Origin of the sequence: Corallococcus llansteffanensis (assembly GCF_003612055.1) — a bacterium.
Taxonomy (GTDB): Bacteria; Myxococcota; Myxococcia; order Myxococcales; family Myxococcaceae; genus Corallococcus; species Corallococcus llansteffanensis.
Genome location: NZ_RAWB01000778.1, coordinates 1 through 3,722, shown reverse-complemented (window position 1 = coordinate 3,722; position 3,722 = coordinate 1). Strand labels below are relative to the sequence as shown.

Here is a 3,722-nt window from a genome sequence, read left to right as displayed (position 1 = left end):
GGGCAGCAGGGGGAGGGCTGAAGCCTACTTCTTGGCTTCCTCGGCGGTGTACTTGCCGGAGAGCGCCTCGCGCACGTCGCGGTCGAACTTCACGCGCTGGGTGGCGACCTCGCGCAGCGCGAGCACGGGCGGCTTGTTCTTGGAGGTCTCCAGGATGGGCCGGGCGCCGGCCATCAGCTGGCGCGCGCGCTTGGCGCCCAGCAGCACCAGCGCGAACCGGTTGTCCACGTAGGGGAGGCAGTCTTCAACGGTAACGCGGGCCATGGAACATCCTTCTTGGCTCTTTGGAGCCGGTGGAAGCCTCCCAACCTAAAGAGCACGTCCGGGCGAGTCAAGGAAGGATGGACGGCCGGGGGAGCTGCCCACCGGATGACCGCCAGCCGACGCTCCCGGGCCTTCGCTGTTCGCTGGCGCACGGGGGTTTCCGGGGCTCTGGAATTCTGGCGCGGGGGGCCTCAACGGATCATCTGGGGTGCGTTTTTCGATGGAGGCATGGGACGCCAGGGTGGGTCCCGTCGCCCCTCGCTCCGGGATTTCCGGGGAGTGGTTCGAGAGAGGAGGTCCCGCATGGGCGAGGTCAGGTCGCGCGGCGCCGGTCATCCCCGGTGCGTCCCGGGGGCAAGGCTGGCCCCGTGGGAGGGGACGCCGTGAGCGGGCCGGTGCTCGTCACCGGGCCCACCGGCAACGTGGGCCGGGCGGTGGTCCGGGCGTTGCTGTCGGAGGGAGTCCCGGTGCGCGCGGCGGTGAAGTCGCCCGAGCGCACCGTGGCGCTGCTCAAGGAGATGGACGGCGAGGTGATGCCGGTGCCCCTGGACTTCCTGCGCCCGGAGACGTTCCGGCCCGCGCTGGAGGGCGTGCGCGGCGTCTTCCTCCTGAGGCCTCCGGCCATCGCCCGCATGCAGGAGACGCTCAACGCCTTCGTGGACGCGGCCGTCACGCAGGGCGTGAAGCACGTGGTGTTCCTCTCCGTGGACGGCGCGGAGAAGCGCGCGTGGGTGCCCCACCACGCGGTGGAGGAGCACCTGAAGCGCTCGGCCCTGGGGTGGACGCTGCTGCGGCCGACCTTCTTCGCGCAGAACCTGGGGGACGCCTGGCGCGAGGACCTCCGCCAGGACCACCGCCTCTACCTCCCCGCGGCCCACGGCCGGGTGGCCTTCGTGGACGTGCGCGACGTGGGGGAGCTGGTGACGCGGGCGCTCCTGGACACGTCCCTGCGGAACCGGGCGTTCACCCTCACCGGGCCGGAGGCGGTGACGTTCGACGAGGTGGCGGTGATGCTGTCGGAGGCGCTGGGCCGGCCCATCCGCTACGAGCCCGCGTCGGTGGCGGGCTACGTGCGCCACCTGCACCGGCGCCAGCTGCCCTGGGGGCAGGTGGGAGTCCAGACGCTGCTGCACGTGGGGCTGCGCTTCGGCCGGGCGGAGCAGGTGGACCCCACGCTCGCGAACCTCCTGGGCCGCCCCGCGCGCACGGTGCGCCAGTACATCGAGGACCACGCGCCTTTGTGGCGGTGATGCGATGATGAGGTGAAGCGCTGAGGCGCGTCAGGTGTACCAGAGCGCCCAGAGGATGAGGACGCCCTGGAGCGGCAGCCGCAACCAGAGCAGGGCCCTGGGAATCTTCGGGAACCGCTCCGGCTGCTGGGCCATGTAGAGGTTCGCGGGGAACACCGCCACGAACAGCGCGACGAGCCCCCAGGCCGCGAGCTGCGTCGTCCGGGGCACCAGCAGCAGCACGCCCAGCAGCACCTCCGCCACGCCGCTGAGCAGCACCAGCTCCCGGGGACGGGGCAGGTACGGCGGCATGATGTGCATGTACACGCGCGGCTTGAGGAAGTGGTTCACCCCCGCGGCGATCATGAACAGCGCGAGCACGAACTGCAGGATGAGCTTCACGGACATGGCGGGCGGGGCTCCTGGCGGTATCGAAGCGCGGCCAGGGGCCCCCGTCCATGCCTACTTTCCGGCGAACGCCTCACCGACGATGGCGCGCGCCTCCTGGACGATGGCGTCCAGGTGCGCGGCGTCGCGGAAGCTCTCCGCGTAGATTTTGTAGACGTCCTCGGTGCCGGAGGGGCGCGCGGCGAACCAGCCGTTCTCCGCCACGACCTTGAGGCCACCCAGCTCCGCGTTGTTGCCCGGCGCGCGCGTGAGGCGCTGGAGGATGGGCTCGCCCGCGAGCGACGTGGCCTTCACCGCCTCCGGTGACAGCTTCTTGAGCACGGCCTTCTGCGCGGACGTGGCCGGCTGGTCGATGCGCGTGTACAGCGGCGCGCCGAACTTCGCCGCGAGCTCCTGGTAGTGCTCGCCCGGATCCTTGCCGGTGCGCGCCAGGATTTCCGCCGCCAGCAGGTCCAGGATGATGCCGTCCTTGTCGGTGGTCCACACGGTGCCGTCGCGACGCAGGAAGGACGCGCCCGCGCTCTCCTCGCCGCCGAAGCCCAGCGAGCCGTCCAGCAGCCCGTCCACGAACCACTTGAAGCCCACCGGCACCTCCACCACGCGGCGGCCCAAATCCTTCGCCACGCGGTCGATGAGGCTGCTGCTCACCAGCGTCTTGCCCACCGCCGCGTCCGCCTTCCAGCCCGGTCGGTTGCGGAACAGGTAGCCGATGGAGACCGCGAGGTAGTGGTTGGGGTTCATCAGCCCCTGGCTGCGGGTGACGATGCCGTGGCGGTCGGAGTCCGTGTCGTTGCCGAAGGCGAGCGCGTACTTGTCCTTGAGCTTCACCAGGTTCGCCATCGCGTACGGCGACGAGCAGTCCATGCGGATCTTCCCGTCATGGTCCGCGGGCATGAAGCCGAACGTGGGGTCCACCTTGCGGTTCACCACGGAGATCGACAGCTTGTAGCGATCCGCGATGGGGTCCCAGTACTCCAGGTTGGAGCCGCCCAGCGGATCCGCGCCCAGCTTCAGCTTCGAGTCCCGGATGACGTCCAGGTCCACCACGTTCGCCAGGTCCGTCACGTACGGGGTGATGAAGTCGTACGCCTTCACCGTGCTGCTGGCGCGCGCCTTCTCGTAGGTGATGCGCCGGACGTCCTTGTTGCCGGCGGCCATCAGCTCGTTGGCGCGGCGCTCGACGATCGACGTGACGTGGGTGTCCGCGGGGCCGCCGTTGGGCGGGTTGTACTTGATGCCGCCGTCCTCGGGCGGGTTGTGGGACGGGGTGATGACGATGCCGTCCGCGAGCCCGCTCGTGCGGCCCCGGTTGTAGGTGAGGATGGCGTGGGAGATGACGGGCGTGGGCGTGGCGCCGTCGGTGAAGCGCACCTCGACGCCGTGGGCGGCCAGCACCTCCAGCGTGGTGCGCTGGGCGGGCTCGGAGAGGGCGTGCGTGTCCATGCCCAGGAACAGCGGGCCGTCATAACCCTGCTGCTTGCGGTACTCGCACAGGGCCTGCGCCACCGCGAGGATGTGCGGCTCGTTGAAGCCGCGGCGCGCGGCCGAGCCACGGTGGCCGGAGGTGCCGAAGGCGACGCGCTGCTCGGCCACGGACGCGTCCGGCACATCGGAGTAGTACTGCGCGCGCAGCTTCTCGGGGTTGATCAGCAGGTCGCGCGAAAGGGGCTTGCCAGCGGAAGGATGGGCCATGACGGGGGCACCCTAGCCGCGCGCGCGGGCGGAAGGGGAGCCGAAGTCACGGCCCTGTCCATCCCCGCACCTGCCTCCCTCGCGCTCCGTCCAGTAGCGGGCGGGAGCGCGGACCGGAGGGGCAGGGGG

At 70.7% G+C, this 3,722-nt stretch carries 4 protein-coding genes; 1 reads left to right on the top strand and 3 read right to left on the bottom strand.

From position 1 onward, the window contains the following. Positions 1–24: 24 nt before the first annotated feature. Entirely contained in the window at positions 25–264 is a 240-nt protein-coding gene (gene rpoZ, locus D7V93_RS40015) for a DNA-directed RNA polymerase subunit omega (protein ID WP_120531319.1), read from the bottom strand. Positions 265–647: 383 nt separating this feature from the next. Between rpoZ and D7V93_RS40010 the strand changes: the two genes are divergently transcribed. Further along, complete coding sequence (locus D7V93_RS40010) at positions 648–1,514, top strand: SDR family oxidoreductase (RefSeq protein WP_120648284.1); 867 nt, start codon at positions 648–650, stop codon at positions 1,512–1,514. Positions 1,515–1,544: 30 nt separating this feature from the next. Here D7V93_RS40010 and D7V93_RS40005 read toward each other — a convergent pair whose 3' ends face one another. Together D7V93_RS40005 and pgm are read right to left on the bottom strand one after the other, a co-directional pair. After that, on the bottom strand, positions 1,545–1,901 hold the full coding sequence (locus D7V93_RS40005; RefSeq protein ID WP_120648283.1) for a DoxX family protein: 357 nt from the start codon (positions 1,899–1,901) through the stop codon (positions 1,545–1,547). A 54-nt stretch (positions 1,902–1,955) separates the two neighbouring features. Next, positions 1,956–3,593 (bottom strand): phosphoglucomutase (alpha-D-glucose-1,6-bisphosphate-dependent), encoded by a 1,638-nt coding sequence (gene pgm, locus D7V93_RS40000; RefSeq protein WP_120648282.1) that lies wholly within the window; start codon positions 3,591–3,593, stop codon positions 1,956–1,958. Positions 3,594–3,722 lie beyond the last annotated feature (129 nt).